The 21,768-nt window shown below is 70.8% G+C and carries 21 protein-coding genes and 1 pseudogene; 11 read left to right on the top strand and 11 right to left on the bottom strand.

The genetic code is table 11. The features are described from left to right. Window positions 1–2: 2 nt before the first annotated feature. From H4N64_RS30190 to H4N64_RS30170, 5 genes are all read right to left on the bottom strand, one after another. Complete coding sequence (locus tag H4N64_RS30190) at window positions 3–1,001, bottom strand: RNA polymerase subunit sigma-70 (RefSeq protein ID WP_186285606.1); 999 nt, start codon at window positions 999–1,001, stop codon at window positions 3–5. Between the two features lie 202 nt (window positions 1,002–1,203). Continuing rightward, complete coding sequence (locus H4N64_RS30185; RefSeq protein ID WP_186285605.1) at window positions 1,204–1,518, bottom strand: hypothetical protein; 315 nt, start codon at window positions 1,516–1,518, stop codon at window positions 1,204–1,206. Between the two features lie 462 nt (window positions 1,519–1,980). Further along, a complete protein-coding gene (locus H4N64_RS30180) occupies window positions 1,981–2,391 on the bottom strand; it encodes a DUF6069 family protein (protein WP_186285604.1) in 411 nt (136 codons plus the stop codon). After that, the gene (locus tag H4N64_RS30175) at window positions 2,388–2,999 is read right to left on the bottom strand and encodes a TetR/AcrR family transcriptional regulator (RefSeq protein ID WP_186285603.1); all 612 of its coding nucleotides are present in this window, start codon (window positions 2,997–2,999) and stop codon (window positions 2,388–2,390) included. The genes H4N64_RS30180 and H4N64_RS30175 overlap by 4 nt, the downstream gene beginning before the upstream one ends. Window positions 3,000–3,549: 550 nt before the next feature. Beyond that, window positions 3,550–4,329 (bottom strand): NAD(P)H-dependent oxidoreductase, encoded by a 780-nt coding sequence (locus H4N64_RS30170; protein ID WP_186285602.1) that lies wholly within the window; start codon window positions 4,327–4,329, stop codon window positions 3,550–3,552. 138 nt (window positions 4,330–4,467) lie between these two features. On the opposite strand from H4N64_RS30170, the gene H4N64_RS30165 reads away from it, so the two are divergent. Then, the gene (locus H4N64_RS30165) at window positions 4,468–5,298 is read left to right on the top strand and encodes a helix-turn-helix transcriptional regulator (RefSeq protein ID WP_186285601.1); all 831 of its coding nucleotides are present in this window, start codon (window positions 4,468–4,470) and stop codon (window positions 5,296–5,298) included. Between the two features lie 88 nt (window positions 5,299–5,386). Here H4N64_RS30165 and H4N64_RS45650 read toward each other — a convergent pair whose 3' ends face one another. After that, complete coding sequence (locus H4N64_RS45650; protein WP_260860055.1) at window positions 5,387–6,022, bottom strand: hypothetical protein; 636 nt, start codon at window positions 6,020–6,022, stop codon at window positions 5,387–5,389. A 237-nt stretch (window positions 6,023–6,259) separates the two neighbouring features. Here H4N64_RS45650 and H4N64_RS30155 point away from each other — a divergent pair, with 237 nt between their 5' ends. Both H4N64_RS30155 and H4N64_RS30150 read left to right on the top strand, forming a co-directional pair. Beyond that, window positions 6,260–8,164, top strand: coding sequence for an SMI1/KNR4 family protein (locus tag H4N64_RS30155; protein ID WP_186285600.1), 1,905 nt, complete (start codon window positions 6,260–6,262; stop codon window positions 8,162–8,164). A gap of 109 nt (window positions 8,165–8,273) precedes the next feature. Next, a complete protein-coding gene (locus tag H4N64_RS30150; RefSeq protein WP_186285599.1) occupies window positions 8,274–8,414 on the top strand; it encodes a hypothetical protein in 141 nt (46 codons plus the stop codon). A gap of 481 nt (window positions 8,415–8,895) precedes the next feature. Here H4N64_RS30150 and H4N64_RS30145 read toward each other — a convergent pair whose 3' ends face one another. Beyond that, a complete protein-coding gene (locus tag H4N64_RS30145) occupies window positions 8,896–11,592 on the bottom strand; it encodes an AAA family ATPase (protein WP_186285598.1) in 2,697 nt (898 codons plus the stop codon). Window positions 11,593–11,675: 83 nt separating this feature from the next. Between H4N64_RS30145 and H4N64_RS30140 the strand changes: the two genes are divergently transcribed. The 3 genes from H4N64_RS30140 to H4N64_RS30130 all read left to right on the top strand — a co-directional run bounded on the left by H4N64_RS30140 (window position 11,676) and on the right by H4N64_RS30130 (window position 14,396). Continuing rightward, window positions 11,676–12,953: an MFS transporter gene (locus tag H4N64_RS30140; protein WP_186285597.1), complete on the top strand. Its 1,278-nt coding sequence runs from the start codon at window positions 11,676–11,678 to the stop codon at window positions 12,951–12,953. Between the two features lie 83 nt (window positions 12,954–13,036). Beyond that, window positions 13,037–13,678 (top strand): isochorismatase family protein, encoded by a 642-nt coding sequence (locus H4N64_RS30135; protein WP_186285596.1) that lies wholly within the window; start codon window positions 13,037–13,039, stop codon window positions 13,676–13,678. Window positions 13,679–13,709: 31 nt separating this feature from the next. After that, window positions 13,710–14,396 carry an alpha/beta fold hydrolase gene (locus tag H4N64_RS30130; protein ID WP_186285595.1) on the top strand — a complete coding sequence of 229 codons (687 nt, stop codon included), beginning with the start codon at window positions 13,710–13,712 and terminating at the stop codon, window positions 14,394–14,396. Window positions 14,397–14,598: 202 nt separating this feature from the next. Here H4N64_RS30130 and H4N64_RS30125 read toward each other — a convergent pair whose 3' ends face one another. Continuing rightward, window positions 14,599–15,063: an aldehyde dehydrogenase family protein gene (locus tag H4N64_RS30125; RefSeq protein ID WP_260860054.1), complete on the bottom strand. Its 465-nt coding sequence runs from the start codon at window positions 15,061–15,063 to the stop codon at window positions 14,599–14,601. Window positions 15,064–15,069: 6 nt separating this feature from the next. Here H4N64_RS30125 and H4N64_RS30120 point away from each other — a divergent pair. The 3 genes and pseudogenes from H4N64_RS30120 to H4N64_RS30110 form a co-directional block, all read left to right on the top strand. Further along, a pseudogene (locus H4N64_RS30120) lies at window positions 15,070–15,432 on the top strand (formyltetrahydrofolate deformylase); the annotation flags it as partial. A 204-nt stretch (window positions 15,433–15,636) separates the two neighbouring features. Continuing rightward, on the top strand, window positions 15,637–16,473 hold the full coding sequence (locus H4N64_RS30115; RefSeq protein ID WP_186285594.1) for a class II glutamine amidotransferase: 837 nt from the start codon (window positions 15,637–15,639) through the stop codon (window positions 16,471–16,473). A gap of 56 nt (window positions 16,474–16,529) precedes the next feature. Then, complete coding sequence (locus H4N64_RS30110; protein WP_260860053.1) at window positions 16,530–16,787, top strand: hypothetical protein; 258 nt, start codon at window positions 16,530–16,532, stop codon at window positions 16,785–16,787. Between the two features lie 87 nt (window positions 16,788–16,874). Here H4N64_RS30110 and H4N64_RS30105 read toward each other — a convergent pair whose 3' ends face one another. Then, window positions 16,875–17,552, bottom strand: coding sequence for a helix-turn-helix transcriptional regulator (locus H4N64_RS30105; protein ID WP_418896303.1), 678 nt, complete (start codon window positions 17,550–17,552; stop codon window positions 16,875–16,877). A gap of 85 nt (window positions 17,553–17,637) precedes the next feature. Here H4N64_RS30105 and H4N64_RS30100 point away from each other — a divergent pair, with 85 nt between their 5' ends. Together H4N64_RS30100 and H4N64_RS45645 are read left to right on the top strand one after the other, a co-directional pair. Beyond that, window positions 17,638–18,069: a hypothetical protein gene (locus H4N64_RS30100; protein WP_186285592.1), complete on the top strand. Its 432-nt coding sequence runs from the start codon at window positions 17,638–17,640 to the stop codon at window positions 18,067–18,069. A 355-nt stretch (window positions 18,070–18,424) separates the two neighbouring features. Beyond that, complete coding sequence (locus tag H4N64_RS45645; protein ID WP_186285591.1) at window positions 18,425–18,763, top strand: hypothetical protein; 339 nt, start codon at window positions 18,425–18,427, stop codon at window positions 18,761–18,763. Window positions 18,764–18,798: 35 nt separating this feature from the next. On the opposite strand, the gene H4N64_RS30090 is transcribed toward H4N64_RS45645, so the two are convergent. Together H4N64_RS30090 and H4N64_RS30085 are read right to left on the bottom strand one after the other, a co-directional pair. Next, on the bottom strand, window positions 18,799–20,028 hold the full coding sequence (locus H4N64_RS30090; protein ID WP_186285590.1) for a hypothetical protein: 1,230 nt from the start codon (window positions 20,026–20,028) through the stop codon (window positions 18,799–18,801). Window positions 20,029–20,961: 933 nt separating this feature from the next. Further along, entirely contained in the window at window positions 20,962–21,735 is a 774-nt protein-coding gene (locus H4N64_RS30085; protein WP_186285589.1) for a polysaccharide deacetylase family protein, read from the bottom strand. Between the last annotated feature and the right edge of the window lie 33 nt (window positions 21,736–21,768).

The following is a 21,768-nucleotide window of genomic DNA, read 5'->3' as shown; positions in this document are numbered from 1 at the left end:
ACCTACTCCGTGCCGTCCGCCGGCAGGCGCTCCGGCAGCCCCAGCCGCGGGAACTGGTCGTCGTGGAACGTGACGATCTCGGTGATCGCACCGCCGGTGACGCGCAGGACGTCGATCGTCAGCGGCAGGTACGCGTCCTCCTGCTTCCGCCAGAGGTAGAAGGCGACGGCGGGCTGCCGGTTCACCGAGGTGGGGACGCCGCGCAGGCCCTTCATGCCCTCGAAGCCATCCTCGACCCAGCTGTTCACGACCGTGTCGCGGCCGACGTACAGGCCCGGCGTGGGCGGCATCGAGCAGCGGACGTCGTCCCGCAGCATCGCCGCGAGCGCCGGGATGTCCGTGGCCACGCTGGCGTCGGTGAAGCGGCGCACCAGCTCGCGCGTCCTGGCGTCCTCCTCGCCGCCGGTCCAGTCCTGCCGCTCGGCGGGCAGGTGCTCCCGCATGCCGGCGCGGGCCCGCTGCAGCGCGCTGTTCACGGAGTTGACGGAGTCCCCGAGGAGCTTCGCGACGTCCTTGGCCGGCCAGCCGAGCGCGTCCCGCAGGATCAGCACGGCCCGCGGGCGCGGCGCGAGGTGCTGGACTGCGACCAGGTATGCCAGCTCGATCGTCTCCCGCGCGACGGCGACGGTCTCCGGCTCGTCCGCGTCACCCGCGGGCAGCTCGTCGAGCAGCCGGTCCGGGTAGGGCTGCAGCCACAGCACCTCGCCGCCGGTCGCAGGCTCCGGGCGGCACTTGGCGAGCAGGTCCAGGCAGGCGTTGGTGGCGATCCCGTACAGCCAGGCCCGGAATGTCGACCGCCCCTCGAAGGTCTCCCGCCGCCGCCAGGCTCGGAGGAACGTCTCCTGCACGGTGTCCTCGGCGTCCTCGAACGACCCGAGCATCCGGTAGCAGTGCACGTGCAGCTCCCGCCGGTGCCGCTCCGCCAGCCCCGAGAACGCCGGCTCGTCGACCTCGCCCAGACCGCTCACGCCCAGCTCCTCCAGCCGCGTGTCCGCACTCATCACGTCATCCTTCCGCCTCGTCGTGTCCCGTCGTAGGTGTGACGGGTGCGGGCGCGAAAACTCATCACCAGGTCGGTCGGTATGGCTGCTCCAGTGACGGATCCGGTGGCGGAGCACGACGCGCGCTACGGCGAGAAGGGCGCGGGTCCGCTGGAGTGGGAGCGGGTGCGCGACCGCCTGGCGCGTGCCGGCGTCGCCTGGTTCACGACGGCGCGGCGGGCATGGACGCACGGTCCAGCGCCTCGCTCGTAAGTCGGCGCGGGTTGCCGCCACCGTCACTGTGCGTGGCAGGAGCGCCACAATTACGGGAGGCGCCGGTCATGTTCGAGCGTACGTACAGCAGCATCGCTGTGCTGGACGCCTGCGGCACGCCGGTGGGCGGGATCGAGACGCTGTGGGCCAGGAACGCCGCCGGCCGGGCGATGCCCACCGACTGCCGCATCGAATACGACAGCCTGATCCAGGGCGCCAGGTGGGTCTGGGTGCACGCCGTCTCCAAGTGGACGCTGCAGATCACGCCCACCAACTGGATGCGGGCCCAGCCCTCCGACTACTCATCGCCCGGGTCAGCTATCCGGGCACGGTCCTCGCCCAGTGCAACCCGGAGTAGTCAGGGGGGCGATCTCGGCGATCAGCCCCTCGACCAGAGCCCTGCTCTCGTCGTGGATGGGGCGCACGGCCGCCAAGCATGTCGAAGGCTATGACGCCCCCGCGAGAGTGGGTCTCCGACCGCACCCCAGACCTCCCCCGACGTCGCTTACGGCTCCGACATCGCCAGCATCGGTCTGACCGTCCCGGGCGGTGGCCATCGCAGCGATCTGGCACGAGGGTCCGCTCTTGCTGGGCCTCGGCCCCACCCACCAGGTATCGCTCTTCCTCTCGATCGTGGTGGGCGCTGTGACGGTCATCCCCGGCCGCGCGACGCTCTAGCAGGGCTGCCTCCATCTGGCGCTGTTCGCGGCGCACTTGGTGCCGGCGGTCACCCCCTTGCGGCACCGGCTCCCGCCCCGGGGGACCTGCCGCCCAGCCCCGGGATCAGTACCGCCGCCACGGCCAGGTGCATCAGAGCGAGGGAGACCCGGGTGCCGCCGTCCATGCCGTCGCCGATGAACGGCAGGAAGGACACGGCCAGTACGGCACCGGCCACCCCGGTCCAGATGGCGCGGGCGCGCCGCGTCCCGAACCGCTCCAGGGCGGCCAGCAGTCCCCAGCCGGAGAGCGACGCGAGAGTTGCGACGACCGCCACGGGCACGGCGCCGATGTCGAGCGTCTGCTCGCCGTCGGCGATCCGCAGCCGGTGACCCAGTAGTGGGTCCGCGACCAGCCATACCAGGACGGGGGCCAGGACGGCCAGGGCCGTAACCCCCAGGCGCCTTCTCCACGCGCTCACTTGGCGCCCCCCGAGAGTGCCCCGTGCAGGAAGACCTCCACCAGCTCCTGCGGGGTCAGGTCGGGCTCGTCCTCCGTACGCGGCTGGGTGAAGAGCAGCCCGAAGAAGAGCGCCGCGATCTGCTCCGGCGGCCGGCGCAGGGCGGCCTTGTCGGGCTCCAGCAGCTCCGCGAGGGCCGCGCGGATACGGGTCGTCGACTCGTCGCGGCCCGCGCCGCGCACGGTGCCGGGGTGCTTGCCGCCGCGATGCCCCAGCGAGCCGGCGATCGCGCCCATCCTGGACAGGTGCGCCTGCAGCGCCTCGGCCGCCTCCGCGAGCCGGTCGGGCAGCGGCTGGGACACGTCGATCGCGTCGAGCTCGCGGACCGCGTGCTCGGGGGAGAGCGCCTCGGCCACGCAGGCCTGCAGCAGCTCGTCCTTGTCGGCGAAGACCCGGAAGATCGTGCCCTCGCCGATGCCCGCGGCGCGGGCGATCTTCGCGGTCGTCACCGCGGCGCCGTACTCGGCGATCAGCGGGATCGCGGTCTGGATGATCATTGCGCGGCGCTGCTCCGGCGACATGGCGGGGGCGCGGCGGCGGGGGGTCTGGTTCTCCTTAGGTGCTGTCATGACTGCGAGGGTACGGAGTGAGGACTCACTCCGTCAATGAGTGAGTCCTCACTCCGCCCGGCGACCGACGATCTTCACCGAGGTCATCCGCCACTGACCAGCCCGAGCATCCCGGACCCCGCGCGCCCACCAGGTCCGTGACCTGCAACGTCACGATGCACACCACTCAGTGGGGCGCCCATCCCGCGTAGAACTGCCGGCCGGGTCAGGCAGGACCGCAATCCTGGATGATCTCGCGGGCCAGGAGCTGTTGCGGCAGAGGCAACTCGCTCTCGACGGCGTCCGTCACGGCTTCGTCGAGCGTGATCGCGGCGGGCTGTGGGGGCTGCCCGGGTCAGCCGCGCAATACGCAGGCGATCGGATGGGACACCGCGAACCTCTGCTGGGCTGCCTGATGGGGCAGAGCCAGCCGTTCCGCGCTTGTCATGGCGTTGGCTCGGCCGGACACATGTGCGGCGATCGCCAGTCGGTGTACCTCAGTGCACCGCCGCGGCCCTCATGGCTGCTCCCCGGGTTCGCTGCCTGAGCTTCTCCTGTTCATCGCCGGCGGTCAGCCGCGCAGGTGCAGCCCGAAACCCGTGCGGCCCGCGGACTCCAGTCCCTCCTTCAGGTGCAGCGAGGGGATCTCGTAGTCGCCGAAGTTCTGCCGCCGGAACGGGATCGGCTCCGTCGACTCCAGGGCGAGCAGGCGCTGTTCCCAGGCTTTGGCGATGTCCGAGTAGTCCTCGTCGGTCATCCGGTCGGTGCCGTACAGCACGAACGGCGGCAGCACCTCGATGCCCGGGTAGTAGAGGATGCCGTGGTGGATCGGGAACAGCAGATCGTCGATGGGACCGTTGATCCCGCGAGCGGCGTAATGCGACTCCGGGCCGCCGGCGGTCACCGACAGCAGAGCCCTCCTGCCCGCGAGGGTGCCTTCACCGAAGCGCTCGCCGTACTTGGTGTCGCTGTGCTCGCCGACGCCGTACGCGAAGTGGTAGGTGAACACGCGGTCCACCCAGCCTTTGAGGATCGCGGGCATGGTGTACCACCACAGCGGGAACTGGAAGATGATCGTGTCGGCCCACAGCAGCTTCTCCTGCTCGGCCAGGACGTCCTCGGTGAGCGTCCCTGCATCGAAGGCCCGGCCCGAGTCCGCCGCGACCTTCAGAGGACTTGAGGCGTTCGGGCCGTAGTCCGCGGCGTCCACGACCGCCTTCCAGTTCATCGCGTACAGATCGCTCACCCGTACCTCGTGCCCGGCGCTCTGCAGCGTGGACACCGCGAGGTCCTTCAGCGAGCTGTTGAGCGACTTCGGCTCCGGATGGGCGTAGACGATCAGCGTCTTCATGGGAACTCCTTCGGATCGGGTGCCTTCGATCCTGGGCGCCGCCGCGCCCGGCGTTCAGGGGCTCCTCTTCCGTCGGACGGGACTTCCTGGTAACGGCAGGACCACCTTCACGGCCACCATCGAGGCCATACTGGGGGCATGGACGATCTTGCGGGCTTCCTGCGGACCCGGCGTTCCCGGGTAGACCCGGCAGCCGTCGGCATCCCCGCCGACAGCCGCCGCCGGGTCAAGGGGCTGCGTCGCGAAGAGGTCGCGCATCTGTCCGGAGTCAGCGTCGACTACTACGTGCGCCTGGAGCAGGGCCGCGCGACCCAGCCTTCCGAGCAGGTCCTCGACGCGCTCGCCCGGGTCCTCGCTCTCGACGAGACCGAGCGCGGGCATCTCTACCGGCTCGCCCGGCAGCGCCGCCGCCGCGCGAATGCGCCGGGCGGGCGGGTCCGGCCGGAGCTGCTGCGCATTCTCGAACTGGTCGCCGACGCACCCGCGCTGATCATGAATCACCGCCTGGACGTGCTCGCCGGGAACCGCCTCGCCCACCTCCTCTACGGGCGGCCGATGCCGGGCCTGAACACCGCCCGGCACATCTTCCTTGAGGAGGCCGAGCGCGGCCTGTACGCGGACTGGGAGAACTGCACCCTCGACGTGGTCGGGCACCTGCGCCTGGCCGCCGGCAAATTCCCCGAGGATCCCCGTCTGGCCTCGCTCATCGGCGAGCTGGCGATGGGCAGCGAGCGTTTCCGCCGCCTGTGGGCCCGTGCGGACGTGCGCGCCCGCACGCATGGGCGCAAGGCGTACCGTCACCCGCTGGTCGGACTGCTGGAGCTGCACCAGGAGAACTTCGCACTCCCGGACGAATCAGGCATGGAGCTGCTCGTACTGTCCGCAGCTCCCGGCAGCTCCGCCGAGGACGGGCTGTGCCTGCTCGCGGGCCTGGGCACGGCCAGCGCGGTGTCGCGCATCCCACCGTGAACACTCAGGTCCGCGAGTAACGCAACGACGCCCTCCCACCGCCAAGAAGCCGGGACGGTGCCGGGTTCCGATCACGCCAAGCCGGTGTTCACTGCTTCCGCTCTCCAGGCGTGAACGGGCCGGTTGCGGGGGCTACGCATTTGTCGACGACGGTGTTCTCGCCGGCCGCCGAGCCCTCCAAGCAGAGCCGTCCGCCCTTGTCACGCAGGTCGAGGAGGAATCGCGTGGTCGCACCGGACTGCCTGAGGTCGTGTATGCGCTCGTCGACGTAGCCGAGGTCGTTCAGAATCGTCCGGACCCTGGTTGGGGTGGGATCCGCCAGATCCCAGAGCGCCTGGGCAATGCGCTCTTCGTGGAGGGCGCTGGCGCACCAGTCGTGAGCGTTCAACTCCACCTCCGGACCCGCCGTGGGGGCGATGGGCTCCATGTCCGGCGGTGTCTCCACCGAACCGGGCGGCGGTGTCTGCGCCGGACCGGTCGGCGGCGCCTCTGGCGGGGCGCTGGTGGGACATGACTGCGCGACCTTGTCCAGCATCGCCGTGAAGGCCGCGCCAGGGCGGACCTCAGCAGTGTCAGCAGGCTTGCTTTGCGGTCCGTCGGCGCCTGTCTTCTCGGTGCCGCAGGCGGCGAGCGCCAGAGCAGCACCAGCCGCTATCGCGAGCGTGAGCCGCGGGCGGTGCGGGGAGCTGCCAACCGTGCTGGTCAGTGCAGAGGTTCGTCTCATGCGCCAAGTCTCCGATCAAGCCGCCTGCTGCACGTGAGTACGCGTACTCACGTGCAGGGGGTACTCACTCAAACTTGGACGAGACCCGACGACTGTCGCCCGGGCCCGCCCCAAAGACTCGCGTCAGTCCGGCAGGCCGACGAGTTGATCAGAGCGGATGGCCGCAGACGCCACTTGGTCGTAGGCATGCGAGGCAGGGGCCGACACGTTGTCAGTGCCGGGTGACATCATCCGGCCATGAGTGGCGAGTCTTTCAACTGGCATGAGTTCCTGGGACGTTGGCAGCAGGAGTGGGTTCCGCGCGCGGACGAGGACGAGGACGAGGACGGCGGGCAGACCGTCGCGGGCCCGGGCAGGCCCGGGGCCCACGAGGCGGTGATCGCCGCGGCCGAGGAGCGGCTGGGGCGGCGGCTGCCGCCCTCGTACCGGGAGTTCCTGGCCGTGAGCGACGGGTGGCACGTGGACGAGACGGCCGGGGTCTATCAGCTCGGCGGCGCCGCGGACATCGACAGGTTCCGGGATCCGTACGGCATGACACCGCTGTACGAGGAGAATCTGGGCGACAACCCGCCCGAGGAGGACGTCCTGCTGGCCGGGATGTGGCAACGAGCGCTCCGGCTGGAGACCGACTCCGACATGTCGTACGCGCTGCTCGACCCGGGCGACATCGACCAGGACGGCGAGTGGGCGCTCTACGTCTACAAGGGCTGGGGCGGTGAACTGCCGGACCGTTACCCCTCGTTCCGCGCCTACATGGAGGCCATGTACCGCGGTTTCCACTGTGACCGGGTGGACAGATCCGACTTCGTGAACGCGACCACGCGCGCTCAGGACGCCCATGTGGACGACGCCTACCGGCTGGCCCTGGGCGGACGGTACGAGGAGGCACTGCCTCTGCTGGAGGAGGCGCTGTCCTTCGGACGGCCACGGAGCGCTGTCCTGCTCAACCAGCTACGGCATCTGCTGGCTCCGCACAGCTCCCAGGACTACGGCACCCTGGTGGCCGACCCGCGCTACCTGCCCGAGCTGCTGCCCGTGCAGGCCATGACGCCGGCACGCGGCGAATGGCGGCTGGGCGGGGACGACCACTGGCTCGGGATGATGACCGCCCGCGGGGCCGCCCGGCAGACCGCCGAGGCCGTACTTGGCGCGGTGCGGGACGGCACCCATCGCTACGCGCCTCCCGGCCCATGGGGTGGGGCCGTCGCCGAGGCCCGGGAGTCGGCCCGCTGGGGGGCGACCGACGCCGCGTGGCGGGTGCTGCGGGACGCGCTTGCGCTGTGGGAGACGCCCGGGCCCTCACTGATCGCCCCGATCGGCCTGCTCGCCGATCCGGTCCTGGGTCCGCTGATCACCCCCGAGCGTGGGCGGGAAATCCTCGCGACACCGCGGGCCGGTCAGACGGGACCCGCCCCCGAGCCGGTGCCCGATCTCGACCCGCCGGGCCTCGCCTGGCTGACGGAGCCTGCGGCGAACCGGCTACCGCTGGACGGATACCGCTGTGTCTGGGTCGAGGGGATCGACCCCGCCCGCCTACCCGCTCTGATCGGCGAGGAAGGCGCCGAACTGAGCGCGCCCGCCCATCCGCGCGAGGCGTCCTGGCAGGCACCCAAGCCCCACGAGCGGGAGGGCGTGGAACTTTGGGAGGATCGGGCCGTGGTCGCCGTCGGCCGCACCGCCGAAGCGTGGGCCTTCGCCTTCGACGGCCACTCCCACCGCCACCTGAACAAGCTGTTCATGTCCCCCGCTGCGGCCGCGTCCTCGTCCGGCCGCGCGGTGGTGGTGTGGCGCGACCCGAGGCCATCGTCCCCGGGTGACCACCCGGCCGCGTTCCACCTGTCGGTGGCCGAACAGGGCAAGGAACTCTACGCGTTCACCGTGCGGGGCACGAAGATCCAGCGCTCCGGAGCGATACCCGACGCCCTGGACCCCGCACGGCTGTTCCGCCCGCAGAACACTGAACGGGACGGCGAACGGCGTGTGCTGGAAGCCCTGCACACCGAACTCGGGCTCTCACTCCCCCGCTTCGCGCTGACCCACGGCAGGCTCCCCACCTTCACCACCCGGTCCTGGACGCAGGCGCCACCCGCCGGCGAAGGATTCGCCTACGCCTACATCAGCCTCGGGCAGCACCGACCCTGAACCGGGGCGGGCCCGCCCCCGTGCGCCGACGACGACGATCGGCCATGGCACAGCTCAGCCCTGGACCATTGGACGCCGCACCGGCTCCGCCACAGCGCCCTCAGGCACGATGCGGAGGACAGCACCTCCGCCCCGGTGCTGCTCCCGGCACGCCTCCGCCCGGCCCCTGGAGCGGTACGCCCGCCCCGGGGTCGACGCGGTCGCCCGGCACGTCGCCCAGCGCGACCCCGCCGCCCGCTGCCGGGGCTGAGCCGGGGCCCGAGGTCCCGACGTCGTCCGGCTGCATACCTCCGCTCCTCGTCTCCCGGCTACTTGAGCTCGGCCATGGGGAGGAGGTGGAATTCCAGGCCGGCCAGGGGGAATGGTTCTGCGCGCGGGAGTGGGCGCGGCTGCTCGGTGACCGGGGTCTGCAGGAGCAGGCGTTAGAGGTGCTCGCTCAGTTGGGGGGTGCAGAGGAGGCGATCGCGCTGGCCCGGCCGTACGCAGCGGTCGGGGAGCGCGAGTCAAGGACGCCGTGGCACTCCTTCAGCAGCGCGAATCCAAGCCGTTCATACCCGTGTGGACAGGCGCACTCGTCACCGAACCCCCGTTCTAACGCCGCCCTCCGCGAGCCACACCCGACCCGCCGGTGGGGAACCACGGTCGAACTCCGGGCGCGGTCACGGAGTTCCCCCTGCCCGAAGCGGGCACCGAGCGGAGGGCGCCCGCAACGTGGCGTGCCTGGCGGACTCTCAGTCGTGGAGGTCCAGCTCCGCCAGTTCCCTTCGTGAAGTCACGCCCAGCTTGGGATACGCCTTGTAGAGGTGGTACTCCACGGTGCGCGGGCTCAGGAACAGTTGCGCGGCGATCTCACGACTGGGCAAGCCCGTGGCGGCGAGGCGGACTACCTGAAGCTCTTGCGGGGTGAGGAGGATCGTCGCGGGTGGGCAGGCGTCGGCCTGCGCCGCGGCCGGGCTGGTGCCGGTGGCCCGCAGTTCGCCGCGGGCTCGCTCAGCCCAGGGGGTGGCGCCGAGACGGTCGAAGGTCGCGGCGGCGGCGCGGAGTTGCACTCCTGCCTGGGCGCTGCGCCGGCTGCGGCGCAGCGCCTCCCCGTAGACCAGCTGGGTGCGGGCCTGCTCGAAGGGTCGGCCGCCGTGTGAGGCGTCATCGTGATGCGTCTGCACGGCCCGCTCGAAGAGGGACAGGTCCTGGGTCAGCAGGGCCTCGACGCGCAGCGCGGTGGCCCGGGCCCATGGCCGGCCGCTCGCCGCCGCCCAGGAGGCGAACCGCTGCGCCGCGCGCTCGGCCCGGTCCTTGTCGCCCAGCCGGACGGCCGCCTCGACTGCGTCCGTGCAGGCGAGGATGAGCGCCATGGAGTGCCAGGCGCCCTGGCGTTCGGCCTCGTGGATCCTGCGGAGCACCTCCTCGTAGCGGCCGAGGCCGAGGTCGAGGAGGATCAGGGCGGCCAGGCCGTGGCTGCCGTCGACGGCCGGGCCGGGCCGGGCGAGCGCACCTACGCGGATCTCGTCGCCCTCGATCGCCGCGATACGGGCGACGACGTGGTTCAGCTGGGTCAGCCGCTTGTGCAGGCCCGCGGCGCGGGCGAGTTCCTTCGCCTCCGCAATGGTGGCCACAGCCTCCTGGTGCTCTCCGGCGTACACCTGCAGGCGGCCGAGCACGCTCAGCAGGAAGGGCAGCCGTCCGACGACGCCCTGCTGCCGACAGCGCGCCGCCTCGGCCTCGGTCACCCGGCGCAGGAGCATGTCGTCACCCAGCAGCAGACCGCCGGTGATGGCATGGGTACGGCTGTCGTGATCGTCCCGGTCCGTCTCACTCAGGCGGCGGTGCTGATCCACCCGCTCCGTGTCGTCCAACAGGCCGGACAACAGGGGCAGTCCCTGCCCGAAGTCACCGGCCGCCACCCGGTCCAGCCCCTGGACCGCCCGCCCAATGGGATGCCGGTCGCGCTGCCGGGCCAGCACGGCGGCGCAGTGGTGCAGCATGCCCAGGTCATTGCTGTGCCAGGCGTAGAACGCGGCGCTGCGCATCATCTGCGGGCCCTGCGCGGGCGCATCGGGTGCGGCATCGATCAGCAGCCGGACGGCCTCGGAGGTCCCGTCCTGCTCGAAGAGGGCCAGGGCGCGGACATGTGCCGCCTCCGCCCGGCCGATCCGGCCCTCACGGTCGGCGGCGGCCAAGTGGCCTGCCTCCTCGGCGAGTTCGCCGGCCAGGGCGGCCGTCCCCGCCCGGTGGGCGGACCAGGCCGCCGAGATCAGGCGTACTGCGCGAGCGGTCGGCGTCGGCGTCAACCGGGCGGCCTGGCGGTAGAGGTTCGCCGCCGCCGCGAAGCCGCCCCGGGCGCGGGCGCGGTCGCCCACCGCTTCCACGGCAACCGCCACCGTCTCGTCCGGCCCCAGCGTCGCCGCCGCCCGGTGCAAGGCGCCGCCGTCCGCCGTCGGGGCGGTCTCCGCCAGTGCCCGGTGCACGGCGACCCTGCTCGCCAACGGCGCGCTCTGGTACACCGCAGAGCGGATCAACGGATGCCGGAAGCGGACCGACTCCCCGGTGACCTCGATCAGCCGCCGGCTCTCCGCCTCCGTCAGGTCCCCGGGCCCGACGTGCAGTTGCTGTGCGGCCGCCAGCAGCTGGGCGAGGCCGGCCTGCGCATCCGCCGCGGCGAGCAGCAGCATAGTCCGGGTGCGGTCGGGCAGCGCGGAGATCCTCGTACGAAAGGAGGCAAGGACCCGGTCGGGGGCGGCGAGTGGCACAACCGGCGCGAGCGCGATGTCGTCCCCCGCCGCAAACTCCGTGAGCGCCAGGGGATTTCCGCCCGCCCCCTCGATGATCCGCTGCCGCCGGGCCGGGTCCACGCCCAGGGCATCGAGCAGCAGCCCGGCCTCCGCGCGCCCCAGGTGGCCGGGCCGCAGCTCGCGCAGCCCCGCGGCGTCGAACCCCTCGTCACGGGCGGCGAACACCAAAGCCACGCCCTCCGCGGCCAGTCGGCGGGCCGCGAAGAGCAGCGCCTGCGCCGACGGCGTGTCCATCCAGTGGGCGTCGTCCAGCAGACAGAGCACGGGGCGCTCCGCCGCCGCCTCGGCCAGCAAGGACAGCACGGCGAGACCGGTGAGGAAACGGTCCCCCTGCCAGGTGCCGCCGTGCCCCAACGCCGCCTCAAGCGCCCGCGCCTGAGGCTCGGGGAGTGCGTCGACGTGGTGTGCGACGGGACGCAGCAGCTGAAGCAGTGCGGCGAAGGCCAGCTCGGACTCCGGCTCCACTCCGACGGCCCGCAGCACGGTCATGTCCTGCGCCGTCCGCTCCAGGTGCGCCAGCAGACTGCTCTTGCCGATGCCCGCCTCACCGCGCAGCACCAGCGCCGCACTCATGCCGCCGCGCACCTGGTCGGTGAGGCCCGCGAGTTGGACCAACTCGTCCTCTCGCCCGTACAGCACAGCGATCCCCGTTCCGGCCTACGTAGGCTCTACTGAAGCGCTACGGATTCGTCCCGTGACGTGCCCGTCCTAGCTTCGGCGTCATGACGGCACACAGGATCAAGGAAATCGCCGCGGCGGGCAAGCAGTTGCTCCCGCCGCGCGGCCCCCACCGGCTGCTGACCGCAGGCGTCCTCGCCCGGGCGATGGGCCTGGGCGGCATCCTGCCCACCGTCGCCGTGTTCTTCGTCCACTCCGGCGGGCTCAGCGGCGCAGAGGTCGGCCTCGGCATGTCGTTCGCGAGTGTCTTCGGGCTCGTCGCCGCCGTTCCGGCCGGCCGTCTGGTGGACCGCATCGGGGCCCGGCGGGTACTGATCTGCCTGCCCCTCGCCGCCGCAGGGGTCTTCTGCTCCTACGCCCTCGTTCACTCCCTCCCCGCGTTCCTGCTGGCCGGCAGCGCGGCCGCGGCCTGCCTGTCGGCGACCCGGGTCGCCGAGGCAACCCTGATCCAGCAGCTCCTGGACCCGCAGAGCCTGGTCCGCTCCCGGGCCCGGCTGAGCGCCGTACACAATCTCGGCTTCGCGCTCGGGGTGCTGGCCATGGCGATTCCCCTCCAGGCCGGTACGCGCTCGGCGTACCTCTGGTTCATCGCCGCGAGCGCCCTGGTGACCGCCGCCTCCGCACCCTTCGCCTGGCTGCTGCCCCGCGTCCCTCCGTCGCACGCCCGCCGCCCGGCGCTGCGCCTCGGCGCGCTGCGCGACCTGCCCTACCTGTCCGTCGCCGTCCTCACCGGCCTGACGACCGTCCACAACCAACTGCTGACCATCGCCGCGCCGCTGTGGGTCATCGGCCACACCGACGCCCCGCACACGACCGCCTCCCTGCTGCTCACGGCCAACTCCGTACTGGTGGTCTGCCTCCAGGTGTCCGCCGCCCGCGGCACGGACACGACCCGCGGGGCCGTCGGCGTCAACACCCGAGGCGGCATCGCACTGATGCTGGGCTGCCTGCTCCTCGGCGCGGGCGCCGGACTGCCCCCATGGCTCGCTGCCGCCACGCTGCTACTGGCGACGGCAGTACTCACCTGCGGCGAGATGTGGACGGCTGCGGCCGCCTGGAACTTCGGCTACGCCCTTGCGGACCCCCGGGCCGCCGGCGACTACCAGGGCGTCTACGGCCTGGGGCGCGCCCTGTCCGACCTCGTCGGCCCGGCGATGGCGACCGCGGTCGTCGCACTCGGCAGCACGGGCTGGGCGCTCGCCGGACTCTACTTTCTGCTCCTGTCCGTCCTGACACGCCTCGCGGTCGGCCTCGCGCAGCGCACACGGCAGCACGCCACAGCACCCGGGAAGGCCGCATGGCCATCGGCCACGGCCGCGTGAGCCGCCACAGCGCGGCCCGGGCTCCGCCGGACCACTCCGGACCACACCCACCACACATTTCCAAGCCATCGAGAGGCACACCCATGCGCACAAACCCCAGCACCCGGTACGACGACTTCCCGACCCGCGACAACACCGCCGTCCTGCTGGTCGACCATCAAATCGGCCTGTTCACCGGGGTGCGCGACATCACCGTGCAGGACCTCAAGCACAACGTCACAGGCCTCGCCCGAGCCGCCGCCGTCCTGGGGCTGCCCATCGTCGCCACCACCACCGCGGCGGACAGCATGTGGGGCCCACTGATCCCCGAACTCTCCGCCGCCCTCCCCGCCGGACACAAAATCATCGATCGCAGCACCGTCAACGCGTGGGACGACGCGCGCGTCCGCGAAGCGGTCGAGGCCACGGGCCGCTCCAAGCTCGTCATCGCCGGCGTCTCGCTGGAGGTGTGCGCCGCGTTCCCCGCGCTCTCCGCCACCGCCGCCGGGTACGACACCTACGTCGCCGTCGACGCCTCCGGCACCTTCTGGGCCACCAAGCGCGAGACCGGCCTGCTGCGCCTGCACCAGGCCGGCGTGGTCGTCACCGACTACTCCTCCCTGATGGTCCAGATCCTCGCCGACAACGCGGACCCACTCGCCGGCGAGGTCTACGGCACACTCGACATGCCCTTCGCCACCCTGGTCGGCCAACTGGCGGCGGCCCTGGGCCCGCGCACCGACTGATCCGAACCCGCCCGAAAGACTGAGGTCGAGCATGCCCGCATTGATCTTCATCCACGCCTTCGGCTCCAGTGGCCGTGCCTTCCAGGCCCAGACCACCGCCCTCGGCGAGGAGTACCGCGTCCACACCCCCGATCTCCCCGGGCACGGCTCGGCCCCCGGGCCTCTGACCCTGGACCGAGCCGTCGCCACCGTGCGGCAGGTACTGACGGAGGCTGAGGAACCCGCCTACCTCGTGGCCGTTTCCGGCGGAGTCAGCGTGGCCCTGCTGACCGCACTGGCCGAGCCGGAGAAGGTCGCGGGCCTGGTGCTCTCCGGCGGGGCCGCACATACGGGCGGGGCAGGAGCGGCGGTGCAGCGGCTCGTGCTGGGGCTGCTGCCTCAGCCCCTCCTGGTCCGGGCCCTGGCACCGATGTACTCCGGAGGGATGGCGGCTCACCGACAGCAGGCGGAGGAGGACCTGCGCAGGCTCGGCAAAGGTGATTTCCTCGCGGGGCTACGGGAGTTGGGACGACTGGATCTGCGCCCGCGGCTGACCGAGGTCGAAGCACCGACGCTGGTGCTGTGCGGAAGCAAGGACCGCGCCAACATCCCCTTCGCCGAGGAACTCGCCGAGGGAATGCCCCGGGCCCGACTACGGCTGATCGCCGACGCCGGGCACATCTGGAACCTGCAACAGCCACAGCTGTTCACCCGCATCGTGCAGGAGTTCGCCGGCTGAGTGAGCCCGGCCATGGCACGTCGCTCCGTGCAGTCAGATCGTCCGGCAGAGACGGGCCGCGTCCAGCATCGCAGCATGGACGTTCCGGCTCGCCACCGCGTCGCCGATCCGGAACAGAGCTCCTCGACCGGATCGGTGCAGGCGTCGCAGGGCGGGCTCATCAGGGGATCGTTGACGCTCGTCCCACACCTCCCAGGGGTTCTCAGCGGCCGTGGTTGTGCATGACGTGCTTGGTGCGCGAGTAGTCGTCCAGCGCGTAGATCGACAGGTCACGGCCATAGCCGGAGCCCTTGAAACCGCCCCAGGGGACCTCGCTGGACAGCACCAGATGCGAGTTGACCCAGACGGTGCCGAAGTCGAGGCGCGCGGCGACGGCGTGGCTGCGGCGGGCGTTCTCGGTCCACACCGATGCCGAGAGGCCGAGGGGGACGTCGTTGGCCCGTCGTACCGCCTCCTCCTCGTCGGTGAAGGTCTCGACCGTGATGACGGGGCCGAAGATCTCCTCGCGGGCGGCCTCGGCGCCTTCGGGTACGTCGACCAGAACGGTCGGGGCGATGAAGTAGCCCGGTCCGTCGACGGATGCGCCTCCGACGGCCACCCGTACGCCTTCCTTCTTCGCGCGCTCCAGGTACCCGGTGACCCGTTCGAAGTGGGCCTTGGAGACCATCGGGCCGACCTCGTCGTCCTCGCCCGCTACATGCAGGTGCTCTCCGACGATCTGTGCAAGAGGCTCGAAGGCCGGGCCATCAACATCCACCACTCCTTCCTGCCGAGCTTCGCCGGAGCCAAGCCGTATCACCAGGCTCACCGCCGTGGGGTGAAACTCGTCGGCGCGACCGCTCACTACGTCACGGCCGACCTGGACGAAGGGCCGATCATCGAGCAGGAGATCATCCGCGTCGACCACCGAGCCGGTCCCGACCGACTCGTCACCGTCGGCCGTGACGCCGAACGCCTGGCGCTGGCCCGCGCCGTCAACTGGCACTGCCAGGGCAGGGTCCTGATCCACGGCAACCGGACGGTGGTCTTCAGCTGACGGGAACGCCCCGCCTACGACGTCCCTCCTCCAGGGACGTCGTAGGCGGCCGTAGATACACACGACGGCAATGGCGGCCGGGCGGGCCGCAGCTGCCCGCCCGGGTGGCCGTCCGATCCGCGCCCGCATGGCGATGCGCGGCGAAGGAGGCGAAAATGAGACCAACCGAATAAGGGCCACCCGATCAGTGCCAGGTGATCGCTCATGTGCCGATGGCTCGCCTACTCGGGAACACCCCTGCTTCTCGACACCATCCTCTACAAGCCGGCCCACTCGCTGATCGATCAGAGCCTCCACTCCAGACTGGGTGTCGAGACCACGAACGGCGACGGTTTCGGCATCGGGTGGTACGCGCAGGAAAGCATCGACACCCCGGCCTTGCTCAAGGACATCGGCCCCGCCTGGAACAACCGCAACCTGAGGGAGATCGCGGATCATGTCCGCTCCCCGTTGTTCTTCGCCCACATACGGGCGTCGACCGGCACAGCGGTGCAGCAGACGAATTGCCACCCGTTCCGGCACGGCCGTTGGATGTGGATGCACAACGGTGCCATTGCAGGCTTCCCTCTCATGCGCCGCGAGCTGTCCCTGCTCGTCGACCCCGGGCTGTACTCGGACATCGAGGGAACGACGGACTCGGAGATGATGTTCTACCTGGCGGTCACCTTCGGCCTGGACGAGGACCCGCCGGGAGCCGTGGCCCGGATGGCGGGAGTGGTGGAGCGCAGCGGCAGGGACCACGGCGTGGAGTTCCCGCTCCAGATGACGATCGCCGTGACCGACGGCGAACGCGTATGGGCCTTCCGCTACTCCAGCCAGGGCGCTTCGCGGTCGTTGTTCTACAGCACCCGCGTGGACGCACTGCGCAAGCTGCACCCCGATATGGCGTTCCTGCAGGAAGTGTCCGACGAGACCCGCCTCATCGTGTCCGAACCCCTCGGCGACCTGCCGGGTGCCTGGAACGAGGTACCCGAGAGCAGTTACGGCGTCGTACATGCCGGAGCCGACGGGTTGTATCCCTTCACCCCAGAACCGGCGTGACGCGTCAGCAGATAGGGTGACGCCTTTCCAGTTCATGGCGTAGTAGGGAGTCGAGCATGGCTGGCGCAGATGAGAGACCGACCGAGGTCGGCAGACGGGACATCCCGCTGGCGGGCAATCGCACGCTGAGGGTGACGGAGTTCAGCAACGGCAGCCTCCGGATCGCGGTGAAGACCGGGTCTCCCTACGTGATCACGAGCCTCGAACAGATCGACAACGAAGCCGTGCTGAAAATCTCTCCCGGACGTGAGGGGTCGAACGCCCACAAGAACTGGGTCCGTGACCACACCCAAAGCGACGAAGAACCATCCTAGGGAGCGAGCGACGTTGTGAAGGCCTCGTCGCCCCGGTGCAACTCCCGCCGCCCTATACGTGGTTGACGTCGCAAGATGGGGCGCCGGTCAGGCGGCCGGCTGCAGGCGGACGCAGCACCGTCCCGGCGCCGGCGCCAGGCACGCCTCAAGGCCGCTTTCGCCCAACGCCCTGAGCACCCCGCGCAGCAGATGCAGGTTCATCCCGCACACTGTCTCGGTGTGCTCGCGCGCCAGCACATGGAAAGGGCAGTTGCCCAGCACGATGGCCTCCCCGTCGTGGCGCGGCTCGAACCCGTACCGCTCCAACAGGTCCGTCACGCCGGCGGCTTCCTGCACGCCCAGCTGCTCGCCCAGCTCCCCCGCCTTGCGGTGCAGCACGGTGCGGACCGGTTCGCCTGTCGCGTCGGACTCCTCCACCGCCTGCGCCAGCAGCCGGCCCGCCAGCTCGTAGCGCCGCTCGGGCAGGCTGACGCTGACCTGTCGGCCCGAGCGCCGGTAGAGCTTCGCGGGCCGGCCCGCGCCGGGGCCGCTGCGTCCGCTGCGCCGTTCGTACACCGCCTCCAGCAGCCCCTGATCGGCCAGCCGGTCCAGGTGGAAGGCGGCCGTCTGCCGCGCCAGCCCGAGGGCCTGGGCGGCGTCGTCCCGGCCGACCGGCTCGGGCTGGCGCACCACGTGCTCGTACAGCCGCCGACGCGTCGGCTCGTCCAGAGCCGCGACGGCGGAGACATCAGCGTCTGTCGGTTCCTTCGAGTGGTCCACGCACACCAGTGTAAAACCAACAGCCATTGACTAAAGAGACGGGGCGCGCTTCTATTGATAGTGAAAGTTGTTGATACAGGAGGAGGGTGTCATGTCGTCCACCGCCCCCGCGCCGGCCGCACCCCGGCGCAGCCTGGCTGCCGACCCGGCCTACCAGGCGTTCTGGATCCTGCGGACGGGATTCACCGTTGCGCCGATCCTGTTCGGCCTGGACAAGTTCGCCAATCTGCTCGTGGACTGGCCGACCTACCTCGCGCCGTGGATCAACGACGTGGTTCCGGGCAGCGCCCAGGACGCCATGTATGCCGTCGGCGTCATTGAGATCATCGCCGGCATCACCGTCGCCGTGGCCCCGCGGTTCGGAGGCTGGCTGGTAGCCGGCTGGCTCGCCGGCATCATCGTCAACCTGCTGACCATCCCCGATCACTACGACATCGCCCTACGCGACTTCGGCCTCCTGCTCGGCGCCGTCGCCCTGGCCCGGCTCGCCGAGCGCTACCGCGCCACACGGCAGTCGAGCTGACCCTGCGCCCCGCGCGGGAACGGCGGGTGACCGGCTACGTCGCACTGACCAGGCGCAGCACCGGAGCCGGGCGCTCGCCGAGCACGCCAGGCGCGGAGCGTACGCCGAAGCCTTCGGGGTGGCGCACGCCGACTCCGCCGCCCCGAAGGCCGGCGAGGATCCCGCCCGCGTCCGGCACCCCATGCGCACTGTGCGGTCTCGGTGAAGACCGGCTCCGGTCCTGGACCTGTTGGTTCATCTGTCTTGTGACGAGATGCCGTAGGGGACATTCGGGTGGACTACCCCGTGCGCCGCAACTGCCCTCACTCCCCTTCCCGTCGTCTTCTCCAACGACGTCACAACTGAGGAGGCAATCGTGACCCGACTTCAGGCTTTCACCACGGACACCGCTGCACTTCAGGATCTCGACCCCTACCGCTTCCCCGCCGCGCGCATCGACGACCAGCCGGAGCAGACGCCGACGCCCCTCGGCGTCACGGATCTCGGCGACTACGTTCTGCCCGCACCCGACCCGGCGAGCCGCCTGTCCCTCTCTCTCGAACCGGCCGACCGTCGCCGTCTGGAACTGCATGCCGCTCTCACCACCGCGGCTATCGCACCGCTGCCGGGCGACCTCGACGCCATCGAGGCTCTGTGCCAGCTGGACGACACCACAAACGCAGCACTCCGACGATGGATCAATCATGCCATCTGACCCGCCATCACACAGACGCACCAGTGCTCATGGACTCATGGGCTGCGGAAGTCCTCTGAATCCGGGTAGGTCACGTGGGTGCAGCCGCGCCGCTCGGTGATGTCGTCGACGTACGCGCGGAACAGAGCGGACAGGCTTTGGGAGTCGAGCACGTTGTCGTAGGCGTAACTGGAGCTGAGGGTGTGCAGGGCGGGCTTGCCGTTGCAGATGGAGGAGGCCCACCAGGCGCCGTTGGTGTGCCCGGTCGTTCCCGTCTTGATGATCTCGTCCCTACTTCCGAGGCTGTCGTATCCCACCGTGCGTGCCTCTGGGCCGAAGTAGGAGACGGTGCGCAGCCACCAGGGCGAGTGGGTGAGTGCGCTGCGGGCGTAACTACGCTTGCCCTCGGGCATGCCATCGGCGATATGTCCCACCTGATCGGGGCCGACCGCCAGAAGGCAGCTCTGTACGGGGTTCGCGTCTCGGGCGGGCGTCGCGAGGGCGCGGTCGGGTAGGCGGCCTTGCCCCTGCTGCTTGATGTGCCGGGCGAACCAACGGCAGGAACCGTTGACCGCCTGCGCGGGGCGAAGGGCGGACGGCGCGTTGGCCAACGGGTGGTCGGCCAGGGCGGGCAGTCGGGTCCGGCAGCCGATCCGGTCGGTGAGTTTCTCGGCGGCCGAGCGGGCGATGCGGGCCAGGCGCTGACGGTCTGCTGCGGAGACGTCGTCGTAATCGGCGCGGGCGGTGACGTTCAGCAGTTCAGGGGCTGTCGCGCTGCTGCCGGGTCCGCACTCGGCGCGGACCGTGGTGTACCAGTTCCCGTACCAGCCCAAGGTGCCATCGCCCATAGGCTGCGGTTCAGGGCGCCGATCGGCGACAGCGGTGACGTCCGACTTCTGACGGCCGTTCGTGTCAAGGCCGTAGAACGGCTCGTGTCCGCTGTCATCACCGATCCAGTGCAACGGCGTGGAGGTGTCGGTGCCCTGCACGACCAGCGTGAACAGGCCTATCGTCTTGCCCGGACCGGGCACCTTGTAGATGGTGCAGGAACTGGGCAGCTCACGTGCGTCGAGCCGGTCGTAGTCGCTGGCCTTGGCTCGGACCGTCCCACCGCGCAGGTCCATCACCGTGGCCGGCGACACGAGCCGACCGCACGCCGCACTGATCTCCCGCTCGCTGGACGCGCGGTCTCGTGCGTCATCGACCGTCAGCCAGCCCGCGTACACGCTCAGCCCGATCCCGCCCCACGCCGTCCACCGCCACAGCCTGATCCACCCCGCGCGCACCGCACACTCCCCCGTTGCATCCCATCTGGCGCGATCATCGCGGCGGCAGGCACCGAGCGTAAGCCTTGGGCCCTGCGCTCATCGACGCAGGACAGGCGCCGGCCCAATGTGACTGAACCTCTTTCATCCTGGCTGTCGGACGAACCCGGCTGGTCAGAGGCGGTGACGTGGCGAAGGCCCAGCTCATCGTCCGTCGCTCCGAGCTCCTCGTCTGAGGGATCTTGGCAACGCGGTCGCCCGGTGGCGATCCGGTTACAGGTCCGGCGCTTTCGCTGTGGCCAACGCGCTTGCTGGCGGTGATGCTGGCCGGTTGCGCGGGACCCGTCTGGCGCATGCCGCCAGCCGTCCGGGCGAGCCGGTCCACACTCGTGCGTCTTATCCGCCGCTTGTCCAAGCCTGCGGTGCACACGCCCAGGGCGCTACGCCGAGGCCGGGCGGCCCGGCGCGCCGGCCGCGATCCATGTCGCTGCGGCGTCTCCCGTAGCGATCACTGTGAGCCATACGGAGCCCGCCCATGGGGCCAGCGGCCGGTGGTGGGGTGCGTTTCAGAAGTGGATCTTGAAGTGTCAAGATCCACTTCGTGGGGCGGCATGATCTGACGATGCGCAGCGGGCGAAGCTGGAGCCCTTGCTCCCGGTCGGCCTGTTCCGGCGTTGGCAGCGGGATGGCACTTGGCACCGCGTCTTCGAGCAGTTGCAGGCTCAGGCCGACGCCGAAGGACTGATCACCTGGGATGTCTCGACTCGACCATCGCCCGGGCCCACCAGCATGCCACTGGTGCCCGCAAAGAGGGGATCTGCAGGTCGAGCCGCCGCCGCAGTGGCGGGCTGTCTCGGCGAGCCCCGCGCGGTTGCACCAGACACGGCTCACGGCCCGGCCCAGCCGCGGGCTACAGGAGCCGCAGCGGCCGCACCGTCGCGCCGTACATCCAGCTCAGCGCACCGGGAAGCCGAAGGAGTAGCCCTGGTCCTTGAGCCAGGGCAGGATCCGGCGCAGGGCCTCGACGGTCTGGGAGCGGTCGCCTCCCGCGTCGTGGAAGAGGAGTGTCGGCCCGTTGGGCAGCTCCCGTTCGACGGTGGCGACGATGGCGTCCGTGCCCGGCCGCTCGAAGTCCTTGGTGTCCACGTTCCAGCCCAGCGGACGCATGCCCCGGGAGGCGGCGAGCGTACGGCTGTAGGGGGTGAAGGCCCCGCCCGGCGCCCGGTAGTACATCGGCCGTACGCCCCCGGACGCCTCGGTGATCATGCGCTCGGCGTCGAGTATCTGCTCCGACTGGTAGGCCTGGGGCTGCCTGTCCATGGTGGTGTCGTGCGACACCGAGTGGTCGCACAGCCGGTGCCCGGCGGCCACCACCTTCTTCACCAGATCCGGGTGGGCCTGAGCCTGCGTACCCACCATGCAGAACGTGGCCTTCACCCCGTACTCCCGCAGCACGTCCAGGACTTGAGGGGTCCAGACGGGGTCGGGTCCGTCGTCGATGGTGATGTTGACGCCGCGAGCCCCCGCGTCCGAGGCGTGGGCGATGGTCTTCGCGACCGGCTCGACGTCACCGCCCGGCGTGGCCGACGCGCTCGGCTTCGGCGACGAGCCGCCCACGGCACCGGCCTGCGCGGCCCACACCGAGGCCCCGGTTGCGAGCACCGTCACCCCGAGCGCCGCCCCGACCACCTTGACGTACCAGCCCCGCCCAGCACCGTGCCGTGCCATGTCCGCCCCGCTCTCCCGTAGTTCCCCATCGAT

This window comes from Streptomyces cupreus (assembly GCF_014257025.1).
Lineage (GTDB): Bacteria > Actinomycetota > Actinomycetes > Streptomycetales > Streptomycetaceae > Streptomyces > Streptomyces cupreus.
This window is presented reverse-complemented; position numbering and strand designations above follow the sequence as displayed.